Source organism: Pseudomonas deceptionensis, from assembly GCF_900106095.1.
GTDB lineage: Bacteria > Pseudomonadota > Gammaproteobacteria > Pseudomonadales > Pseudomonadaceae > Aquipseudomonas > Aquipseudomonas deceptionensis.
This window is the reverse complement of record NZ_FNUD01000002.1, coordinates 3,204,016-3,225,724: the sequence shown is the minus strand read 5'-3', so window position 1 is coordinate 3,225,724 and position 21,709 is coordinate 3,204,016. Positions and strand designations below refer to the sequence as shown.

Here is a 21,709-nt window from a genome sequence, read left to right as displayed (position 1 = left end):
CGCAATCATGCTCCCTGAAGAATCAATGCACCCTGCTCGCTCATCACCCCACCGGTGCCTGAGACGTACACCGTGTCGCACTGCTTGAGCTGACGCTCACCGGCTTCACCGGCGATTTGCGTCACAGCCTCGATCACCTGGCTCATGCCACCGGCCGAACCGGCCTGGCCAAAGCTGAGCTGGCCGCCGTGGGTGTTCATCGGGAAATCGCCGCGCCAGGTCAGGTCGTGCTCGCGCACAAAGCTCATGCCCTCGCCCTTGGCGCAAAAACCGGCGTCTTCCAGGGTCAGCAAGGCGGTGATGGTGTAGCAGTCGTAAATTTGCGCGGCGTCCACATCTGCCGGTTTGAGCCCGGCCATGTCGAAGGCGCGGCGCGAAGCCGGACCGATCGGGGTGTGCAGCATGTCGTGCGCATAGGACGGCGACTTGAACGCCAGGTGCTCGCCGAAACCGGTAATGAATGACGGGCGTTTGCGGGCACGGGCGGCCACTTCTCTGGACGCGATAATCATCGCGGCGCCACCGGCCACCGGCATGACGATTTCCAGCACGTGCAGCGGGTCGGCCACTTTTTTGCTGGCCAGCACTTGCTCGATGGTCAACGGTTGCCCGTAAAACATGGCTTGCGGGTTGTACTGCGCATTGGTGCGCTGGTCGACTGCGATTTTGGCCAGCGCCCGTGGGTCGTAGCCATACTGCGCCGCGTAGCGCTGGGCGATCATCGCGTAGCCGGTGTTCTGGCCCATGTGGCCGTAGGGCAGGTCAAACTCGGCTTCGGGTGCGCCGAACGCGGTGCTGTGGCCACCGAAGCGCATGGCCCGGGCCATCCAGCTGGCGTCTTCATCCGGGCCCATGGGCGCCATGCGCGCAGGCAACACGCACAGGACCGCCTGGCACAAACCCAGCTCGATGGCGGCGGCAGCACGCCAGACCATGCCGACCGAGGTACAGCCGCCAAGGTCGACGACTTCGGCAAAATTGAGACGCAAGCCCAGGTATTCGGCGGCCATGGCCGGTACGAACACCGAGGCTTCATGAAATTGCGGGCCATTGATCACCAGCCCGTCGAGGTCGGATGCCTGCAAACCGGCATCGCGTAACGCCTGGGCAGCCAGGTCGGCAACTTGCTCCAGATGGAACATGCGCGGGGCCGTGGCGTATTTCTCCGGCTTGTACTGAGCGCTGCCAACAATGGCCGCGTGACCTTTAAGACCCATAGGTTTCTCTCTATTCCAGTTGCACCATGACTCTGTAGCCGCTGCCGCAGGCTGCGATGGGTTGCGCAGCGACCCTGCTTTTAAAAGCGAAGGTCCTGCGGCCCTTGTTGCAGCCTGTGCCAGCGGCTACACAGTTGTGCAGTTTTAGAAGGTGTATTTCATCGAGAACGTGGCGTAGTCACGGTCTGCCAGCGGGCGATAGATCGGGTCAGGTGACCCCAGGTATCCGATGTACTTGAGCGACACTTCCAGGTTGCTCAGGTACTTGAAGGTCGTGCCCGCACTCAGGCGGCGATCACCGGCCACCCCGGCGATGGTCCCGGACATCGGAGCAGCACCGCTGAACACGTCCGAGAAGGTGAACGGAACCTCAAGGTCCCAGCCCTGGAACACACCCGGGTAACTGAACGAGGCGCCCACGGTGTACGCACTCGCCGAGCGGGTGCGCCATGCCGTAGCAGTCTTGTAGGTGTAGTCATTGGACGGCTGCACCGACGGTGCCAGCGACGGCAACAGTGGCAAGCCTTCGAGGTTCGGGGCCGCCGACGTATCGTCCGCATGGTCCGCACGCACGGTAACGATTTCACCGGTCAATGTGGTCTGGCTGGCCCAAGGGCGGTCACCCAGAATGCGCATTGCCGACAACTGGAACTGCTGGCCCTTGCCCTTGGCAGGCACCGGGCCCAGTCCGGTATTGACCATCACCGGTGCGCCGTCACGATAGGACCACTCCGCCCCCAACTGGTATTCACCCAACTTGGTGGTGGCACTGACACCGGTCAGTTTGATGTCTTCAAAGTACTTGACCCGATAACCGTTGGCCTTGTAAGCCAGACCGCCCGGACCACCTGGCGCCGGGTCCCAGCCAATCAAGGCGGTGGCCGGGTTTTTATCGTGGTAGACCACATGGAACAGCGACATCTCGATGTCAGTGATCGGACGCCAGCGGATTTGCGCACCCCATTGGCCGCTGTTACGTGGTTCGTCGGTACCCAGATAAGGCACCTTGTTGTTCCCCATGTACAAAAACTCGCGGCCCGGCCCGATCACGTCCGAGGTCGACAGGAAGCTGCCCACCGGTGGCAGTTCGGTGCCCTTCCACTCGTACTGCACGTAGCCGCCCAAGGTGACTTCAGGGTTGATCCGGTACGAAGCCGAGAACTGCCCGACCGGCAGCAACACTTCCTTGACCTCAACCCCCGGCTGCGCGGCCTTTACCGCATCGGACGGGTTCTGTACGCCGTTGACGCCCGGGTAGTAAAGGCTCTCGCCCCACGACTCGATATGGCGACCGGCCTTGACGTCGAGCATGGTGTCGTTCTCGAAGCGCCAGCCGCCGAACACGTAGGCGTCGAGCAATTTGGTGCGGCCACCGCTGTAGTAGCGCGTGTCGCTGGTGAACTCGTCATTGCTGCCGTACTTGTTGACGGTGGCCGGTGAGTCGTTGTCATTCTTGCGGTGGTACACGTCGTCATAGAAGGTACTGGCCCGTACGACCGCGCCGTAGTTGTCCTTGCGCAAGATCATCTCGCCCAGCGCGCCCACCCGGTTGGTGGTGAGGCTGTGCTGATCGAAGTTGCGGTTCGGGTCATCGGCGTTAACGCCCATCAGCCTGTTGCTGGGGCTGGCCAGGCGCGTGCCTATGCCGTAACTGGTGGTGACCGACCAATCAATGGTGGTGCCGTCTTCAAACTCGATGGTGTCCCCTGCCCACAACGGGCTGGATACCAGTGCAACCGCGATCGCCAGGCCACTGACCTGATAGCCGTGCGAGCGCTGCCCAAGACATTTATTGTTATTTTTATTGATCACTCTGCCTCTCCTGATTGACGACTCGATGGCCGCCTCGATGGGTTCAAGCGTCATTGCGTTCTGCATACCGCGCCTATAGCTACTGCTCAAAACAACTCAAGCGGGTCGAACTTCACGACTCCTGTCGGGGCTACCCGATAACGATGCAGCCCTCCTTGTTCCTCACGAACGAGCGCCCCCTCGGCCATAAGGTAATTGGCGTGAGCCAACGTCTCCCCAAGCGCCATCAGTTCGTCAAAACGACCTGACAGTTTCTTAAACAACACCGCCATCATCTCCAGCGCCGTGCGCGGTTCCTCGCAGGCCTGGAGCAACTGCTGCAAATGTTTGAGATGGTGATCGCGCAACTGATCCAGTCGCAGATGCAGATTGAAAAACGGCCGCTCATGGGCCGGCAGCACCAGCACGCTGTCGGGGATCACGCGCAGCCGTTCGATAGAGTCCAGCCAGTCACGCAATGGATTGGCTTCAGGTTCGGGGACATACACCGCAATGGTCGAGGTGATACGGGGCAACACCTGATCGCCCGAAATCAGCAACCCGTCGTCCGGCGCGTACAGACACGCATGCTCCGGCGAATGCCCGTTACCCATCACCACCTCCCAGCGGCGACCGCCGATGTTGAGCCGGCTGCCATGGCTCAAACGGGTAAACCCGGCGACCAGCTGCGGACGAAAGTGCTCGCCCTGGATCAGCGGCAGCAACGATGTGGCGCGCTCTGCACTGAACCCGGCCTTTTGATAGAAATCGAGAAACGCCCAGTCCGGCTCAGCAGCCTTTGGCGGGCCGTGATGCAGCGCCTGAAACTCACCCTGAGTCATCAATACCGGGCAGCGGAAACGTTCAGCCAACCAACCGACCACGCCAGTGTGATCACTGTGAAAATGCGTGCAGATCACCGCCTTGAGCGGCAAGCCCGAGAGCACCTCTACAAACACTTGCTCCCACACCTCACGGCATTGATCGCTGTTGAGGCCCGTATCGACCGCCACCCAGCCATCGCCGTGACGCAACAGATACAGGTTGATGTGATCGAGCCCGAACGGCAGCGGCATGCGCAGCCAGAGCACGCCCTCGGCTACTTCCTGCACCTGGCCGCTGGCCGGAGCCTGCGGCCACGGGTAACGCAGACCGTCACGCCATTCATGCCCTTGGGCGTCGAATTCACTCATGGCTGCTGCCTGCAAACGGCAGCAAACCGGCACGGGCCAGCACGTGCAGCGAATACGGCTGATAGGTGCGGGTGTTTTCATCACGCACAAACAGCGGGTCGGCAAACAACCCCGGTGCATAGCCCTGACGCTGCAGATCAACCTTGCGCAACTTGAAGGTACTGGTCAGGTCTGCTGCCGCCGAAACCCGCACAAACACCGGCGCCGCATAACGCGGCAAACGCGCTTCGGTCAGTTCATAGAAAGCCTGCGGATCAAAGCTGTGCCCGGCCTGCATCAGAATCGCAGCCATGCCGGCACGCCCTTCGTGCTCGGGCACCTGGACGCCGTACACGTTGATCAGCTCAAGGCCTGGCATGTCGCTGAGGGTGTCCGCCACTTCAAGAGTCGAGACGTTTTCGCTTTTCCAGCGGAAGGTATCGCCGATGCGGTCTACGAAGTAGAAATAGCCGTCGTCGTCGTAGCGCAGCAGATCGCCCGAACTCCAGTAGGCGTCCCCGGCCTGGAACACATCACGGCGGATCTTGCTCTCGCTGGCAGCCGCGCTGGTGTAACCCTCGAAACGCCCGCCGCCAATTTGCGGATGGTCAACGATAAAGCCCATCGCCTCACCCAATTCACCGGGTTGGCACAGCTGATAAAACCCGTTTTCGTCCCGCGGATGACTGTCGCTTTCGACGTCGTAGCGCACCAGTCGCAGGTTGGTGCGGCTCCAGTCCGGCACCCGGCCACAAGAACCCACATAGTTGTCGACGTTGATCAGGTTGGCGTTGGCTTCGGTGGCGCCCCAGCCTTCAAACACCTGGATCGGGCCGAAGCGGTCCAGCCAGCGCTGCCACGATTCAGGCGTCAGGCCTGCACCAAGCATGTGACGCAGGCTGTGTTCGCGCTCACCGGCCACCACGGGCTGATTGAGCAGGTAACGGCAAATTTCGCCGATGTACTGGAACACGGTGATCTGGTTGCGGCGCACGTCGGGCCAAAACTCACGCACGCTGAACTTGCGCCGCACCACAATGCTTGCGCCCACCCGCAAGGCGGTCGACGTCACCGAAGTGGCGGCCGCGCCGTGGTACAGCGGCAGGCAGCAATAAAACACGTCTTCACAGGTGGCGCCCAGGGTGACTTCCATCACGTCACCCGAGGACATCCAGCGCATATGGCTGTAGCGCGCCGCCTTGGGCAGACCGGTGGTGCCTGAGGTAAAAATCAGCAACGTGGTGGTTTCAGCCGTCACGGCGGCACGTACTTCACGGGGGAAGACCGTGCCTGGGGCACGGGCAATTTGCTCGCCAAAATGGATATCGACACTGGCCGGCAATTCACCGACAAAGGGGTTTTGCCCATCCTCGACCAGCCACAACGGCACATCCGGCAGGCCTTCAGTGCTCAGCAGATTGGCCAGGCATTCCTCACCGACCACCACCGCCTTGGCCGCGGTGGATTGCAGTGCATGGACCAGAGGCTTGCCGTTGACCTGGGTGTTGATAAACGCCACCACGGCGCCGAGCTTGACCAGCCCGAACCAGCAGAAGAAAAACTGCGGACGGTTCTCCATGGCAATCGCGCACACATGGCCCGCACGCAGACCCTTTTCGTAAAACACGTGGGCCATGCGATCGGCCTGAGCATTGACCTGGGCGTAGCTGAAGCGCTGGTCGCCATCGATCAGGAACGTGCGTTCAGGAAAAGCCTGCGCCTGCGCTTCAAGACGGTCGGCCAGGGTGTACAGGTCTGCCGGTTTGATCCGGGCACTGGCCGCAGCACGCAAATCCAGCAGCGCCTGGGTGTGCTCCCGCGGCACCGGTTGCTGCCTTGGCGCCGTTGCAGTACTGATCCGGGACATGTCGTTCATTGCGCCACCGCCTCGCCCAGCGGGTAATCGCTGTAGCCTTCGGGGCCCGGGGAATACAAGGTCTTGCGGTCGAAACGGGCCAGTGGCAGCCCCTTGCGCAGACGCTCGACCAGATCCGGGTTGGCAATAAAGTGACGGGCAAACGACACCGCCTCACCCTGCCCGGCCTGCAGCGCAGCCTCGGCCGACTCACCGTCAAAACCGTCATTGAGGATCAGGCCGTTGCTGCAATGGCGCTGGGCCAGGGCAAAGGCATCCAGCTCAGCCAGAGGCGAACGCATGATGTGCACGTAAGCCAGCCCCATGGGTTCGGCGGCCTTGCACAGCGCTACGGCGGTGGCCATCGGGTCTTCGTCATCGATGTCATTGAACGGGTTGCCTGGACACAGGCGCAGCGCCACGCGCCCGGCACCGATGGCCGAGGCCATGGCCGCCAGCACCTGCGCCGGGAAGCGCACGCGGTTCTCGACGCTGCCACCGTACTGGTCGTCGCGCAGGTTGCTGCCCGAGGCCATGAACTGCATTGGCAAATAGCCGCTGGTGCAGTGCAACTCAACCCCGTCGAACCCGGCTTCGCGCGCATTCAACGCGGCCTGGCGATATTCCTCGATGACCTGAGCGATCTCTTGCAAAGACAGGGCCCGGGGTTCATCGGTGTCCACCATACCGGCGGTGTCGGTGAACAGCTGGGTACGTGCGCGCAGGGCCGACGGCGCTACCGTCGTCGCCCCTGCCGGCTTGTTATGGGCGCTGGAGGCACGGCCTACGTGCATCAGTTGCAGCACAATCAAACCGCCTTCGGCGTGGACCGCATCGGTCACGGCCTTCCAGGCGGCGATCTGCTCGGCGTTGTAAATCGCCGGGGTACGGCAATAGCCCAGGCCACTGGCTGAAGGCGCAGTGCCTTCGGCAACGATCAGCCCGGCCGACGCACGCTGACGGTAGTACTCGACCATTTCGGCAGTCGGTACCCCGTGCTGATCGGCGCGGCTGCGGGTCATGGGTGCCATGACGATACGGTTGGCCAGCTCAAGGTCACCGAGGCGCACAGGTTCAAACAAAATACTCATAGGGGTGGCTCCTTAGCGCACGCGAATTTTCGGTGCGCCAGCCCCACGGCGCAGGGTGGCAAGAAAGTGTTCGACCGGGGCCGCTGTAGCCACTTGGGGCAGCTGATCCTTGTCCGGACGATTGGCCCAGAACTCGGTCCAGGACGGGAACAGGTCGTGGAAAGTGCCGGCGTAGGGTTCGCGCCCCGGCCAACGCATTTTTTGCGTGCCAATCGGTGGCTTGTTGAGGTCACTGGCGTACCAGTAGCACGGCAGGCGACGACGGAAATACCAGCGGCCCTGCATCCGCTCATAGTCATCCCAATAGAGCATTTGCATGGTGACCCACTCGGGGCCGGTCTCGTGCTCGTTCTTGGAATACACCACGCCCACGGCATGGTCAGGGTCGGTGAACTCGATCAGGTGCTGGCCAAGGTGATGGGAGGTGCCATGAAACTGATCACGCAAAGTGTCATCGACCCAGGCTTTAAGGTGCGCACGCCCGGTTTTTTCGCGGCCGACGCGGATGTCTTCGGCAAACAGATTGACGTGGGCATCGAGGTCGCGCATGTCCAGCGACAACGAATATTTGCCGGCCAACTGGCGAATTTCTTCTATCGACTCCAGCCGATCGAGACGGGCAAGCAAGGCGTTCTGTTCCATAAAAGGGTCCTTATTCCAATACCGTGTACAGCTCGCTGCTGCGCCCGCCATCGACCGGCAAGCAGGCGCCGGTGATATACGAGGCTTCGTCGCTGGCCAGAAACAGAATGGCGTTGGCCACTTCTACGGGTTGGCCGACGCGCCTGAGCGGGATCAGTTTTTCGGTATTGGTGCGGGTCTTGTCGTCGGTGAGCATGCCGGCCGTGGCGGGCGTCTCGACCACACCCGGGCTGACCACGTTGCACCGAATGTTGTGGCTGGCGCCTTCGCTGGCGGCGGCGCGGCTGAAATTGATCACCGCGGCCTTGGCTGCGCTGTAGCCGGCCATCCATGGCGTACCGAACTGGCCGCAGATCGATGCCAGGTTGATGATCGACCCGCTGCCCTGAGCGCGCATCAGGCCCATGGCCGTGCGCGTCCCCCAAAAGGTGCCGTCCACAGTGGTCGCAAAATTGGAGTGCCAGTCAGCGGTCGAGGTGCTGTCAATCGCACCCCAGCTGTAGGCCATGGCATTGTTGACCAGAATATCCAGTCGGCCGTGGCGCTGTGCCGCCTCGCTGATGGCGGCAACATAAGCGGCTTCATTGCTGACATCGGCCACCGCGCATTCTGCCTGGCCACCGCTGTCACGGATCTGTGCGGCAACCGCTTGCAGCGGCTCGATGCGACGACCGCAGAGCACCACCAGGGCGCCCTCTTCGGCAAACCGCAGTGCCGTGGCCGCGCCAATGCCGGAACCGGCACCGGTGATAAATGCAACCTTGTCTTGTAAACGAGTACCCATGAGCTGCTCTCCCATTGCTGTGCCCGGCGTTTAGATAAACGCCATGCCGCCGTTGACCGCGAGGTTTTGCCCTGTAATGAATGCCGCATCATCACTGGCCAGGAAGGCAGCTACGCGAGCGATTTCATCGGTTTCACCCATGCGACCCAGAGGGATGGCCTTGAGCATGCTTTGCATCCAGTCTTCCGGGATGTCGGCCATCATCGGGGTGTTGGTCGGACCGGGAACGATGGTGTTGACGCGGATGCCGTTGCCGGCCAGTTCGCGGGCCATGCTGCGGGTCAGGCCCATCACGCCGGCCTTGGCTGCGCAGTAATGGCTTGGACCTTCACCGGTCAGGGCGGCGGTGCTGGAGATGTTGATCACCACGCCGGGGGTGGCGGCCTGAAGCATCAGTTTTACGGCTTCACGACTGCAGAAGAACGTACCGGTGAGGTTGACGCCGATGACTCGCTGCCAGTTCTCGTCCGGGGTTTGGGCGAACGCGTCAATCGAACCGATGCCTGCGTTATTGACCAGCACATCGAGGCTACCGAAGTGCGCGTGAACGGCGGCCATCGCGGTGGCGACAGAATCGCTGTCGGCGACGTTGCAGCTGATGGCAAGAGCGTTGTCGCCCAGCCCTTCAATGCTTTGGCGTGCGGCTTCCAGGTTGATGTCGGCTGCGACAACCTTTGCACCCTGCTCGGCAAAATGACGAACAATCGCCCGCCCCATGCCTTGACCTGCGCCCGTTACAAACGCCACTTTATTCAGCAACTTCATATCGTTCTCCCACCTGCCCGATTACGGCCCGCCCGTAAGCACCGGGCGGTGTATGGGAGCAATCATTGACTGGAGGAAAAAGCTGAACATCGTCCGATGGGACTAAGCAGCCCACCGCCTTGTAGCCGCTGACGAGTAGAACGAGGCTGCGATCGAGCGCGTAGCGGTCGTAAAACTGGTACACGCGGTCTGCCTGATAAACCCTGAAAGCCGGCTTTACGACGGCTTCGCCGCCGGACGCAGCCTCGCGGAGCTCGTCAGCGGCTACAGATTTCACCACATACCCGCCGTGTAGCCGCTGACGAGTAGAACGAGGCTGCGATCGAGCGCGAAGCGGTCGTAAAGCCGGTACACGCGGTATGCCTGATAAACCGTGAAAGCCGGCTTTACGACGGCTTCGCCGCCGATCGCAGCCTCGCGGAGCTCGTCAGCGGCTACAGATTTCACCACATACCCGCTTTGTAGCCGCTGACGAGAAGAACGAGGCTGCGATCGAGCGCGAAGCGGTCGTAAAAACGGTGCACGCGGTATGCCTGATAAACCCTGAAAGCCGGTTTTACGACGGCTTCGCCGCCGGACGCAGCCTCGCGGAGCTCGTCAGCGGCTACAGATCTCACCACATACCCGCCGTGTAGCCGCTGACGAGTAGAACGAGGCTGCGATCGAGCGCGCAGCGGTCGCAAAACCGGTACACGCGGTATGCCTGATAAACCGTGAACGCCGGGTTTACGACGGCTTCGCCGCCGATCGCAGCCTCGCGGAGCTCGTCAGCGGCTACAGATCATGAGTTGCGCGCCTCGCAGATATCCTCAGCGACTATCCGACCGGTTACTGCAATATGACCGGCTGGTCTAAATGGACGATGTACCCGCCACGCACTTCATGGAATAACGGATTCACTAGAACAAAAACCGGGAGAGCCCGCCGTGTCCATACCCTTGCGCCCCACCTGGCGAACTCATTACGCATTAGGCGTTCTGGCTGCCATCTATATCTTCAACTACATCGACCGGCTGCTGATGGCCATTTTGATCGAGCCGGTAAAAGCCGAGTTCGGCATTTCCGACACCGGTATCGGGCTGCTTTCAGGCGTGACCTTTGCGGTCTTCTACACCATTTTCGGCTTTCCGCTGGGGCGCCTGTCTGACCGTATCGGCCGTAAAAAAGTCATCGCGTTCAGCTGTATCGCCTGGAGCGTAATGACCATTTTCTGCGGCTTTGCCGCCAGCTTCACGATGCTGGTGATCGCCCGCATCGGGGTGGCCATCGGCGAAGCCGGCGGCACCGCGCCGTCCATGGCCATGGTCTCGGACCTGTACCCGCCGGAACGCCGCTCAACCGCCTTGTCGGTCCTGATGCTCGGCTCAAGTCTGGGGGCGATTTTCGGGCTGGGCCTGGGCGGCTGGATCGCTCAGCACTACGGCTGGCGTTTCGCATTTATCGTGATCGGCGCACCGGGGATCTTCCTCGGGCTGCTCTTGCTGCTCACCGTGCGCGCGCCCAAACCCGCCATGCTGGTCAACGCCAATCAAGTGGCGCAAGCCCACTGGGCCGTCACGGTTCGGGAGCTGTTCCAGACCCCGTCCTTTCTCTGGATTGTGCTCACCGGCGGCTCTGCCGCCATTGCCGGGTATGCCATCGGCACCTGGAGCCCAAGCTTTCTTATCCGCTCCCACGGCCTGAGCCTGCAGGACGCCGGGCTGCTGGCCGGGGTCGCAGGCGGCGCCGGGGCCACGTTCGGCACCCTGACCTGCGGCATTTTGTGCGACCGCCTGGCGCGCCGTGACAAGGGCTGGCAAATAGGCGTACCGCTGCTGGGCACCCTGATCAGCATCCCGTTCGCGCTGGCGTACTTCCTGTGGCCGGTGGGCACCGCGTTCTATGTGGGCAGCACGCCCGTGCCGACCGCCTTCCTGTTCTACGGCGTGTTCAGTTTCTTCGGAACCTGGTGGGCAACGCCGTGCCTGGGCGCCATTTCCCATCTGTTCCCGGCCACCCGACTGGCGCAGGCCACCGCGATTTTCGTGATGTCCATGACCCTGCTCGGCGTCGGTGTTGGCCCGTTGCTGATCGGCATGCTCAGTGACGGCTTTGCCCACACCCTGGGCAACGAAGGCCTGCGCTATGCCCTGGCCTCCTGCGTCTCGCTGCTGGTGCTGGCGTCTGTCTTTCTGGCCATGGCCTTGCCGCGCTATCGCAACCACCTGATGAATAAGACCACGCCCCCAGCACCGCTGGCCGACGCGGCCACTGCCTGACTTTTGGAGATTGAGTGATGACCGAACAAGACCTTCCCCTGCCCATCGGCCACTTTGTGACACTGGACAGCGGCCTGCGCCTGCACTTTCTCGATGAAGGCAGCGGCCCGGTCGTGTTGTGGCTGCACGGCAGCGGCCCGGGCGCCAGCGGCTACAGCAACTTCAAAGGCAACTACCCGCAGTTTGTTGCCGCCGGGTTTCGCAACCTGGTAGTGGATTTGCCGGGCTTCGGCCGCTCCGACAAGCCTGAAGATGCCCAGTACAACCTGGACTTCTTTGTCAGCGCCATGTCGGGGTTTCTCAAGGCTGTCGGGGTCAAGCGTGCGACCTTGCTCGGCAACTCCCTGGGCGGCGCCATTGCCCTGGGCCTGGCGCTGGCCGAACCCGAGCGCGTCGAAAAACTGATCCTGATGGCCCCCGGCGGCGTTGAAGACCGTGAAACCTACTTCAAGATGGTCGGCATTCAACGCATGGTCGAGCTGTACAACGCCGGCCCCCTGGGCATCGAGCAAATGCGCCGGATCATGAGCCTGCAACTGTTCGACAGCTCACAGCTGGACGACAGCCTGCTGGCCGAACGTGTCGCCGTGGCCGTACACCAGCCGCGCAACCTGTTCACCACCATGATGGTGCCGAACATGACCGAGCGCCTCGAAGAGCTGCAAGCACCCATCCTGGGTTTCTGGGGCACCGACGACAATTTCAACCCGGCCAGTGGCGCGCTTAAAGTATTGAACCACGCCCCGAATGCGCGCTTTATCATGCTCAACCGCTGCGGGCACTGGGTGCAGGTTGAACACCGCGAACTCTTCAACAAGGCGTGCCTGGAATTTTTGCGCAGCTGAATGCAGCGCCCTGAACACGCATGACCAACGGCTGCCTGCGGGCGGCCGTATCCCCTTCCAGACACACGCTCGGGCTGAAATAACAATGACAAAATTCCCTCAGTTGCTGGCACCCGGTCGCATTGGCTCCATGGCGCTGCGCAACCGCATCATCATGGCGCCCATGGGCTCCAACTTCGCCGAAGCCGATGGCCATTGTGGCGAACGGATTCAAGCCTATTACGAGGCCCGCGCCCGTGGCGGTGCGGGGCTGCTGATCATGGGCGTATGCTCGGTGGCGTTCCCGGCCGGGACGGCCGAGCCGTTCCAGGTCGGGGTGTCGAGCGATGACTTTATCCCGGGGCTGAGCCGCCTCGCCGAGCGTGTCCACCAGCACGGCGCCAAAATCGCCATGCAGTTGCAGCACGCCGGCAAGACCTCAGTGCGTGACATGGCCGAAGGTCGGCAACTGTGGGTGCCATCGGTACCGCCCGTACTGCAAAGCGACATGATGGCCGCACTGACCCCCGAAGAGCTGGCCAACTTTGTCAGCTCCATGAAGCGCCGCGCCGAAGGCTCACCGGTCCGCGTGATGGACAGCGATGACATCACGCAGATGATCGACTGGTTCGCCTGTGCCGCCGAGCGCGCCCAACGCGCCGGTTTCGACGGCGTAGAGCTGCACGCGGCCCATGGCTACATCATTGCCGGCTTCCTGTCGGGCTATTACAACCAGCGCGAAGACGGGTACGGCGGCTCGCTGGAAAACCGTGCCCGGCTGCTGCTGGAGATCATTGCCGCGGTACGCGCCAAGGTCGGCAACGAATTTGCCCTGTGGCTGCGCCTGGACGCAGAAGAACTGCACACCCCCGGCGGCATCAACCTGGAAGACGCCAAGGCTGTGGCGCGCATGGCCGAAGCGGCAGGGGTGGATGCCGTCAGCGTATCGGCCAGTGCCCGTATCACCAATGGCGCGGTGTTTACCGAGGCCCCACTGGTGCACCAGCCAAGCGGGTTTATCGAGTGGACTGGCGCGATCAAACGCAGCGTGCAAGTGCCTGTGATCGCCGTAGGGCGCATCGAACCGGATGCCGGTGAAGCCGCCCTCAAGCGCGGCGACTGCGACTTTATCGCCATGGCCCGCAAACTGCTGGCCGACCCCGAGCTGCCGAACAAACTGCTCAACGACCAGGAGTCCAGCATCCGCCCGTGCATTTACTGCTACGTGTGCGTCAGCCAGATCTTCGTCAACGAACGGGTCAAGTGCGCGGTTAACCCCATGACCGGCCATGAATTCGAATACGTGATCGGCCCGACAGCCAGCCCCAGGCACCTGGTGGTGGTCGGTGCCGGGCCTGCCGGGATGGAAGCGGCACGGGTTGCTGCCTTGCGCGGGCACCGCGTGACCTTGCTGGAGCGCAGCGACCGCTTGGGCGGCACGCTGTTCTTTGCCGGCCTGGCCTACGCCGAAAACGCCCGCCTGCTGGACAACCTCAAGGTTCAGGTGCAGCAGTCTTCCATTGATATCCGCTTGAACACCCAGGCCAGCCCCGCCCTGCTCCGTGATCTGGGGGCCGATCAGGTGCTGGTGGCCGTAGGCGCCGAGCGTGCGGCACCGGCGATCCCCGGCGCTGACCAGGACCACGTGTGGAGCGGCGACGAACTGCGACGCCTGATGACCGGCGACCGCGCCGATGAAATCGCCAGGCGCAAACTGTCCTTCACCCAGCGCGCCCTGATGAAAGCCGGCAGCCTGACCGGCATCACCGACAGCCGTGAAGCCATGGAAAAACTGTCTCGGGTATGGATGCCTCTGGGCAAGCGCGTGACCATCATTGGTGGCGGGCTGGTGGGCCTGGAACTGGCGGAATTTTTGATCGCTCGCGGGCGTCAGGTATGCGTGCTGGAAAGCGGCACCCACCTGGGCCGCGAACTGGCCATCGTGCGGCGCTGGCGGGTGCTGCATGAGATCCGCGTGCACGGCGGCCAGTTGATCACCGGCGCCACCGTGACCGCCATTGACGGCCATTGCGTGCGTTATCAATTGGCGGATGGGCAAACCGCAGAGAGCCAGGCCGACTCGGTGGTACTGGCCATCGGCGCACAACCCAATACCGACCTGCTGGACGAACTGACCCGCGCCGGGTTGACCGCCACCAGCATTGGCGACTGCCAGAGCATCGGCTACATCGAAGGCGCCATCAGTGCAGGGCACAAGGCCGGGCGCGAGGCCTGAAAACACTTGAGCCGCGCCGCGCTTCTGCGGGAGCGAGCCTGCTCGCGAAAGCCGTAACCCTACGGCGTTCTTGATTCCTTCGCGAGCAGGCTCGCTCCCACCGTTGAAGGCACAGGGACCTTCTGGCTTATTCGTCCTTTTCTACGAAAGTGAGGCAGGCAAAGGCGGTCTTGATTCACCGCAGCGGAAAAGGCATTCGGGTGGCGGACACGGGTTGGCTTATCTATATTCCACGGACACAAGGAGCGACCCGTGACCACAGACAACCGCCACAACAAAATCGACAACCTCGAATTCAACGTCCACGACATTGCCCGCAGCAAAGCATTCTATGGCGCGGTATTTGGCTGGACCTTCACTGACTATGGCCCCGCTTACAGCGAATTCAGCGATGGCCGCCTGAACGGCGGTTTCACCACCGGCGAGGCGGTACGCCCGGGTGGCCCGTTGATCATCCTGTACGCAGATGACCTGGCGCAGGCGCAACAGGCAATCATCACCGCAGGCGGGCAGATCACCCGCCCTGAATTCAGCTTCCCGGGCGGCAGCCGCTTCCACTTCACGGACCTGGACGGTTATGAACTGGCGGTCTGGACGCAGGCATAACGACTCACTCTCCTCTTGCAAAGCCCTCCTCCCTTGACCCCGGTAATGACTCGTTTCAATACCGGGGCCAACTGCAGCCCCGTAACTCGAACTTAAGTAAACACCCTGCACAATCTTGCGATTTGTCTGAATTGCCCCTCGAAACACCACCCCTCTAACTCTCAGCAGTCACCCTCTACCACATTGGATGTGGGTCTCTTAAGACGAACAGCCGCAATTTGCGGTTAAGTGCCATTGATCAGAAGTAGCCTAAAAGCTACATTCATTATGATTGAGATAAGACATTACGTCAGCGAAACGGGCTGTGACCATTATCAGCAATGGTTGGACCACCTTAAAGACCGATCAGCCAAAGCACGTATCACCGTCAGGGTGAACCGGCTTTCTGCTGGGGCCTTGGGTGATTGCAAACCCTTGGGTAGCGGCGTGTGGGAGCTTCGAAGAGCCATGCGCTGCTGGAACGAATATCAAAAGAGGATGCCATGAACAGAACCAAAAGCCATGACGAGTCAGTGATCGAAATGATCCGTCAAGATCCTGAATTTGCCGTCGAATACCTGCGCATCGCCTTCGAGGAACTGGATGCAGACGGTGGCCAGGCCAGTTTTCTGACCGCATTGCGCCACGTGGTTGAGGCGCGAGGCGGTATGGCAGAGATTGCCGAAAAAGCCGGGCTGTCCCGCGAAAGCCTGTACCGCGCCCTCTCCCCCAAAGGCAATCCGACGCTGCGAACCATGCGCCAGGTAGTGCATGCCACCGGAATGACGTTTGCCTCTCTGACCTGACAAAAAAAGCCCCGTCGTTAACCGACAGGGCTTTTGCTGTTACATGCAAGGTTTAACCGCTTAGCGCCCCATCGCCCGTGCCGCATCGGCGGTGTACTGGTCCGGGGTGAATTTGCCTTCGTTGAGGATCGGACCTTTCTTCGCTTCGTTGGTCATGCCGTAGCCGGTGTACTGCCCCGAGTTCAAGTCCATGAAGAACTGCGAACCCGCCTGCCAGCCGCTCATGTCCGGGTGGTAGTAGTAGTTGATCATGGCGTGTTTCCACAACTGCCCACGGGCGTCGTAGTTGTCGGCCATCACCGAGTTCCAAGTGTCTTCATCGACAAACAGCACGCGCTTGCCGTACACGTGGCGGTAGCCTTCTTTCAGGTCGGCTTCCACCACCCACACGCGACGCAGTTCATAGCGCATCAGGTCTGGATTGGGGTGGTTGGGGGTCAGCATGTCGGCGTATTTGACAGTGCCGGCGTTGGCTTTGTAGGCGTTGGCCGGGCTGTAGATTTCACGCTTGCCGATCAGTTTCCAGGTAAAACGCTCCGGCGAGCCGTTGAACAAACGGTCTTCGTCGACGGTCATGGTGCCGTTGGTGCCGATCATCGGCTGGTCATAACCGTAGCCCGGCAGCAACCGAACGCGGCGGGTGGACGGGCTGTAGCTCCAGGCCTGACGCGGGTTGGTCTGGAAGTCGTAGGGTTCGTGGGAGATGCTGATCACGCCGTTGTCACGCGCCGGTTTAAGGGTCGTATTGTTGCCCATGGCCTGAATCTTGTCTTCAGTTTTAGGCTCCACCGTCGGCGAGTTGGCCTGCGACAAACCCCGTGCATAAGCACGGCCCCAGCCAATGCTGCCGTTGGGCAACACGGACGCCAGGTCACTGGTTTTTTCTTCAGTCCAGGCACGGGCCGGAAGCTGGTGGTTCCACAACACTTCCATACCGCTTTTCGGGATCGGGAACGGTACCTGGCCCAACCCTTCAATGCCCATGCCATCGTTGACCAGCTTGGCGTTCAGGGCATTGCTCATGGCGCGGCGGCACACGTAGTCCGGGTAGCGGAAATCACGGTGGCCCGGGTAGATGTTCATCTTGTAGGTGGTCGGATAACGCTTGAGCAGCGCTTTCTGGCCTTCGGTGAGTTTGTCTTCGTACTGGGCCATGTTTTGCGCCGTGATCACCAGGATCGGCTTCTCGGCAGCATAAGGATCAACCGGTTGGTCACCCGAGAATTTAACGTGGTTCCAGCCCGGTACTTCGCCCAGGTACTTGCCGGTATACGGCGGGATGGTGCCCGCTGCGTTACCCGCCTGTTCTGCCCCGACACAGGTCAGCTCTTTGCCCAGTTTGGCCGCTTCTGCGGGCGAAACCTGAGCCGATGCGCTACCGATGGCGACCACATTGACGGCCATGGCGGCTGCGAGCATTACGCCTGTTCTTGTTATTTTCATGTATTGCCTCCTACGCGAATAAGGCTTGCTGAGGGGTATGCGTCCATTCTTCGCCATCTACAGGCGAGTACATCGTCCACAAAGACTAGAGGGGGCTCGAGCAGCCCCCTCAGGCCGTTACCAACAACTCTTTGAGCAAGCTTTTGAGCATTTTTCCCGAGGCATTGCGGGCAAACGGCGTGTGCTGGACATGGATCTGCGCCGGGACCTTGAAGCTGGCCAGACGCTGCCCGATAAAGCTGCGCACCGCTTCGCTGCCCGGGGTCGAAACCGGGTCGCCACGCACCACCAGAAACACCACCTCGCCCAGCACATCGTCAGGTACTGCAAAGGCCGCTGCTTCGATCACGCCGGGCATTTCACAGGCGCAGGACTCGACTTCGGCCGCGGAGATTTTTTCGCCACCGCGATTGATCAGGTCCTTGGCGCGATCCGTGATGTAGAGGAAGCCTTCGTCGTCCAGCAAGCCGATATCGCCGGTGTCGAGCCAACCCTCTTGCAAGGTCTGGGCGCTGGCTTCAGGCAGGTTCCAGTACGCACTCATCAGGGTGGGAGAACGCAACCAGATCAACCCGCTGACCCCGCTGGGCAACGGCCGGTCCGGGCTGTCGCCGATGCGCACGTCAACAATCGGCAAGGGCCAGCCGGCCGATGCCGGCTTGTAAACAAACTGATCACCGCCAATCGCCGCACAGATCCCGTTGCTTTCGGTCAGGCCATAGCCACTGCCACCGACCGCTTCGGGTTTGCGCTGTGTGAGGTGGGCCAGCAGGCTGCTGGACGGTGCCGCGCCCCCCAGGCCCAGACCAAACAGGCTGACGGTGTCGGCGCTGCCAAAACGTGGAGAGGTCAGCAGTTGCTGCATCATCACCGGCGCGCCATTGAATTGGGTGCACTGTTCATCGCGGATCAGGTCGAAGGCTTTTTCCACGTCCCACTTGTACATCAGAAGCAAGCGCCGACCACTGCGCAAGGCCAGTAAAAACTGTGCATGCAGACCGCTGACATGGAACAGCGGCACCGCCATCAACGTGGTGGGGGCATAGCCGCTGTTGATCACCACGCTGATGCGTTCTGGCGAGCTGAGCGCGCAAAACGCACCCTGAAACTCCAGCGCCACCAGTGCCTGGCACACCGCGCCATGGGTCGACAGCACGCCCTTGGCCAGGCTGGTAGTGCCCGAGGTGTAGAGGATCATGGCCGGGTCACTGGCACTGACTTTCTGCACAGGGGCGCTGATTAACGGTGCGGCCAGCAGGTCTTCCAGACGCCGGCAATGCTCATCCAGCGGCGCGCCTGCGCTCATGCCCACCACAATGGTCGCCAGCCCCTGCTCACGCAGGTCGTTGATCAGCAGTTGCAAGCGCGGCTCGTCGCACAGCAGCAAACTCGCCCCGCTGTCCTGCAAACCATGGAACAGCTCATCACGCAGCCCCCAGCTATTGAGCGGCACGCACACCGCACCGCAGCGCTGAATGGCGGCAAACGCCACCAGCCAGGCCGGCTGGTTGCGCATGGCAATCGCCACACGATCACCTTTGCGCAGGCCAAACCGCTCAACCATTTGCCCGGCCAGGCGATCCACCTGATCGAAAAACTGGCTGAACGTGAGCCGCTGCTGCTCCCACACCAGAAATTCGCGGTCAGCATGTACGCGGCCACTGTCAATTGCTGCCCACACACTCGGGGCGGTATGGCGAAAATACTTCGCCCCGCCACCTTCAGGTGTCAGCACTTCAAAAGGCGAACCGGCACCAACCAACTGCTGCCATGCGCTCTGCCATTGCTCAAGTTTCATCTTGTTATTCTCCGGACTCGAACAGTTCGCTACAGGCTCAAGCGTGCACGAGCTCCAGGGCTCCATAGCGCTCGCAGTGGTAATCGGCATCGCCCAGGCAAGCCTGGGCCACCCGGATACGCTTGAGGTAAAGCCCCACATCCAACTCGTCAGTAACACCAATGCCGCCGTGCATTTGCACCGCCTCATTGACCACCTTGAGCGCCATCAGGCCTGCCTTCCACTTCGCCAGACTGGCCAGACGCTGACGCTCGACCTCACTCAGGCCTGTGTCGTCCAGCGCTGCCAGACCGGCCATCACGGCGCTGCGCGCCAGGGCCAGTTCCACATACAACTGGGCCGCGCGGTGTTGCAGCGACTGGAAGGTGCCGATGGCCACATCAAACTGGACACGGGTCTTGAGGTAGTCGAGGGTCATTTCGAAGAGTTTTTCGGCCATGCCCAGCATCTCGGCCGCCAGGCACACGCGCCCGCGATCCAGGGCGATATTCAGCGCCGGGCCGGCAGACCCGGCAGTGCCGAGCAATGCATCGGCCCCGACCTGTACCTGCTCCAGATGCAGACGCGCATGGTTGCGCGAATCGATCAGCGGCAACGGGATAACGCTCAGGCCCGGCGCACCGGCCGGCACCAGAAACAGGCTGATGCCCGCCTGCGAAGACGCCGTGGCGTCCGTCTGTGCCGCCACCAGAAAACCGTCGGCACCCACCCCGTCAATGACGAAATACTTGTCACCGCTCAGGCTGTAGCCATCGCCCTTGGGCATGGCGTGCAAGGTCACCTGTGCCGGGTTGTGCCGTGGTCGTTCGTCCAGGGCCAGAGCCAGGCGGCGTTCGCCACTGATGGCCGCCGACAGCCAGCGATCCTGCTGCTGTGCATTGCCCTGCAGGTGTAGCAAGGAGCCGCTGAGCACCACGCTGGAGAGCAGCGGTGAGGCGCTGAGGTTACAGCCGATGGACTCAAAAATAGGGCCCAGGCCCATGCAGCCAAAGTCCAGCCCGCCGAGGTTTTCGGGGAACGGAATCGCGCTCCAGCCCAACGCCACCGCGTCTTGCCACAGCCGGGTGTCAAAGCCGTTGGCCTGGGGCTCATCGCGCAAGGCACGCTGGTGGGCCACCGGGCTGCGCGCCGCCAGAAACTCGCGGGCACTGTCGGCCAGCATCCGTTGATCTTCGTTATAGAGCAGGTTCATGGTGGGTTTCCTTACTTCACGTCAGGCAGGCCGAGGACCCGCTTGGCGATCACGTTGAGCTGGATTTCTGACGCGCCGCCAGAGATCGTCAGGGCAAAACTGTTCAACCAGCCGCGGGTGATGGCCTGTTCCTGAGGACTGAAAGCGCCCTTGTCCCAGCCCAGCGCGTGATAACCCATAACGTCCAGTAGCACTTCGAACTTGTCGCGTTCCTGTTCGGTGTGCACCAGTTTCATGATCGACATCAGCCCGCTGACGTCTTGCCCGGCGCGGGCTTCTTCACCCATGCGCTGCACGGTCAGGTTGTAACTGTGTTCGTTCATTGCACTGGCGACGGCCCGCGCCACCAGCGCTTGCTCGCCCTGCCCCACAGGCTCGGGCAGGTACTGGCTGACCAGCGGCAACAGGTGGAAGTGAGTCGGCAGGCTGAACTCGCCGAACTTGGACATGGCCTTGCGTTCGTGCTGCAACAGGCGCTTGGCCAGGTTCCAGCCACCATGCAGTGGGCCAATCAGCTGGCTTTTAGGGACTTTGACGCCATCGAAAAACACCTGGCAGAAAGCGGATTTGCCGCTGATCAGGTCAATCGGGGCCACGCTGACACCGGGGCTTTTCATGTCCAGCACGATCAGGCTGATACCCGCGTGTTTGCCGGCTTTTGGATCAGTGCGCACCAGGGCGTACATCCAGTCCGACTTGTCGCCGTAGGAGGTCCAGATCTTGCTGCCGTCGACCACAAAGTGATCGCCCGCATCGCGGGCCGAGGTTTTCAGGCTGGCCAGGTCAGACCCGGCATTGGGCTCGGAGAAACCCTGGCACCAGCGCACTTCACCGCGCGTCATCGGGGTCAGCAGGCTTTTCTTCTGCTCTTCGGTACCGAACTCCAGCAGCACCGGGCCCAGCATCCAGATGCCCAGGTTGATTTGCGGCGGGCGACACTTGAGCCGGCGCAGTTCGCTTTCCAGCACGGCGTTGTATTCGGCGCTCAGGCCGGCGCCGCCGTATTCGGCTGGCCAGTCCGGGCAGAACCAGCCCTTGTCGCGCATGCGCTCAAACCACACTTGAGCGTCTGCATTGGGAAACTCGACATCGTTCGCGCCCCACACCAACTCGCCTTCAGGGATGGCCTTGCGCTGCGACGGCGGGCAATTGGCTTCAAGCCAATCGCGGGTTTGCTCTCTGAACTGGTCAATCGCGTTCATTTCTCTACCTTTCAGTTCTTGTAGCCGCTGCCGAGGTACGAGGCTGCG

Annotated in this window: 18 protein-coding genes; 5 read left to right on the top strand and 13 right to left on the bottom strand. The window is 61.7% G+C overall.

The window, feature by feature from the left end; all coding sequences use genetic code 11:
• Positions 1–5: 5 nt before the first annotated feature.
• The 9 genes from BLW11_RS14820 to BLW11_RS24005 all read right to left on the bottom strand — a co-directional run bounded on the left by BLW11_RS14820 (position 6) and on the right by BLW11_RS24005 (position 9,764).
• Positions 6–1,217 (bottom strand): thiolase family protein, encoded by a 1,212-nt coding sequence (locus tag BLW11_RS14820; protein WP_048358046.1) that lies wholly within the window; start codon positions 1,215–1,217, stop codon positions 6–8.
• Positions 1,218–1,361: 144 nt separating this feature from the next.
• Positions 1,362–3,029 (bottom strand): DUF1302 domain-containing protein, encoded by a 1,668-nt coding sequence (locus BLW11_RS14815; RefSeq protein ID WP_048358047.1) that lies wholly within the window; start codon positions 3,027–3,029, stop codon positions 1,362–1,364.
• An 86-nt stretch (positions 3,030–3,115) separates the two neighbouring features.
• A complete protein-coding gene (locus BLW11_RS14810; RefSeq protein ID WP_048358048.1) occupies positions 3,116–4,201 on the bottom strand; it encodes an MBL fold metallo-hydrolase in 1,086 nt (361 codons plus the stop codon).
• Complete coding sequence (locus BLW11_RS14805) at positions 4,194–6,056, bottom strand: long-chain-acyl-CoA synthetase (RefSeq protein WP_048358049.1); 1,863 nt, start codon at positions 6,054–6,056, stop codon at positions 4,194–4,196. Before BLW11_RS14805 ends, BLW11_RS14810 begins: the two co-directional genes overlap by 8 nt.
• A complete protein-coding gene (locus tag BLW11_RS14800) occupies positions 6,053–7,126 on the bottom strand; it encodes an alkene reductase (protein ID WP_048358050.1) in 1,074 nt (357 codons plus the stop codon). Before BLW11_RS14800 ends, BLW11_RS14805 begins: the two co-directional genes overlap by 4 nt.
• Positions 7,127–7,138: 12 nt before the next feature.
• Positions 7,139–7,768 carry a nuclear transport factor 2 family protein gene (locus tag BLW11_RS14795; RefSeq protein WP_048358051.1) on the bottom strand — a complete coding sequence of 210 codons (630 nt, stop codon included), beginning with the start codon at positions 7,766–7,768 and terminating at the stop codon, positions 7,139–7,141.
• A 10-nt stretch (positions 7,769–7,778) separates the two neighbouring features.
• Positions 7,779–8,552, bottom strand: a complete 774-nt coding sequence (locus tag BLW11_RS14790) for an SDR family NAD(P)-dependent oxidoreductase (protein WP_048358052.1) — start codon at positions 8,550–8,552, stop codon at positions 7,779–7,781.
• A gap of 30 nt (positions 8,553–8,582) precedes the next feature.
• Positions 8,583–9,317, bottom strand: coding sequence for an SDR family NAD(P)-dependent oxidoreductase (locus tag BLW11_RS14785; RefSeq protein WP_048358053.1), 735 nt, complete (start codon positions 9,315–9,317; stop codon positions 8,583–8,585).
• A 273-nt stretch (positions 9,318–9,590) separates the two neighbouring features.
• Positions 9,591–9,764: a hypothetical protein gene (locus tag BLW11_RS24005; protein ID WP_157395861.1), complete on the bottom strand. Its 174-nt coding sequence runs from the start codon at positions 9,762–9,764 to the stop codon at positions 9,591–9,593.
• Positions 9,765–10,243: 479 nt separating this feature from the next.
• Here BLW11_RS24005 and BLW11_RS14775 point away from each other — a divergent pair, with 479 nt between their 5' ends.
• The 5 genes from BLW11_RS14775 (at position 10,244) to BLW11_RS14750 (ending at position 16,026) form a co-directional block, all read left to right on the top strand.
• Entirely contained in the window at positions 10,244–11,575 is a 1,332-nt protein-coding gene (locus BLW11_RS14775; RefSeq protein ID WP_048358055.1) for a spinster family MFS transporter, read from the top strand.
• A gap of 17 nt (positions 11,576–11,592) precedes the next feature.
• Positions 11,593–12,420 carry an alpha/beta fold hydrolase gene (locus tag BLW11_RS14770; RefSeq protein ID WP_048358056.1) on the top strand — a complete coding sequence of 276 codons (828 nt, stop codon included), beginning with the start codon at positions 11,593–11,595 and terminating at the stop codon, positions 12,418–12,420.
• An 85-nt stretch (positions 12,421–12,505) separates the two neighbouring features.
• Complete coding sequence (locus BLW11_RS14765) at positions 12,506–14,635, top strand: oxidoreductase (protein ID WP_048358057.1); 2,130 nt, start codon at positions 12,506–12,508, stop codon at positions 14,633–14,635.
• Positions 14,636–14,887: 252 nt separating this feature from the next.
• The gene (locus BLW11_RS14760; RefSeq protein WP_048358058.1) at positions 14,888–15,241 is read left to right on the top strand and encodes a VOC family protein; all 354 of its coding nucleotides are present in this window, start codon (positions 14,888–14,890) and stop codon (positions 15,239–15,241) included.
• Between the two features lie 482 nt (positions 15,242–15,723).
• Positions 15,724–16,026 carry an addiction module antidote protein gene (locus BLW11_RS14750; protein ID WP_048358059.1) on the top strand — a complete coding sequence of 101 codons (303 nt, stop codon included), beginning with the start codon at positions 15,724–15,726 and terminating at the stop codon, positions 16,024–16,026.
• A gap of 60 nt (positions 16,027–16,086) precedes the next feature.
• Here the strand turns inward: BLW11_RS14750 and BLW11_RS14745 are convergent, their stop codons facing one another.
• The 4 genes from BLW11_RS14745 to BLW11_RS14730 all read right to left on the bottom strand — a co-directional run bounded on the left by BLW11_RS14745 (position 16,087) and on the right by BLW11_RS14730 (position 21,661).
• Positions 16,087–17,469 (bottom strand): DUF1329 domain-containing protein, encoded by a 1,383-nt coding sequence (locus tag BLW11_RS14745; protein WP_241486098.1) that lies wholly within the window; start codon positions 17,467–17,469, stop codon positions 16,087–16,089.
• Between the two features lie 109 nt (positions 17,470–17,578).
• The gene (locus BLW11_RS14740) at positions 17,579–19,267 is read right to left on the bottom strand and encodes a class I adenylate-forming enzyme family protein (protein ID WP_048358061.1); all 1,689 of its coding nucleotides are present in this window, start codon (positions 19,265–19,267) and stop codon (positions 17,579–17,581) included.
• A 37-nt stretch (positions 19,268–19,304) separates the two neighbouring features.
• Positions 19,305–20,459 carry an acyl-CoA dehydrogenase family protein gene (locus BLW11_RS14735; RefSeq protein ID WP_048358062.1) on the bottom strand — a complete coding sequence of 385 codons (1,155 nt, stop codon included), beginning with the start codon at positions 20,457–20,459 and terminating at the stop codon, positions 19,305–19,307.
• Positions 20,460–20,470: 11 nt separating this feature from the next.
• Entirely contained in the window at positions 20,471–21,661 is a 1,191-nt protein-coding gene (locus BLW11_RS14730; RefSeq protein WP_048358063.1) for an acyl-CoA dehydrogenase family protein, read from the bottom strand.
• Positions 21,662–21,709 lie beyond the last annotated feature (48 nt).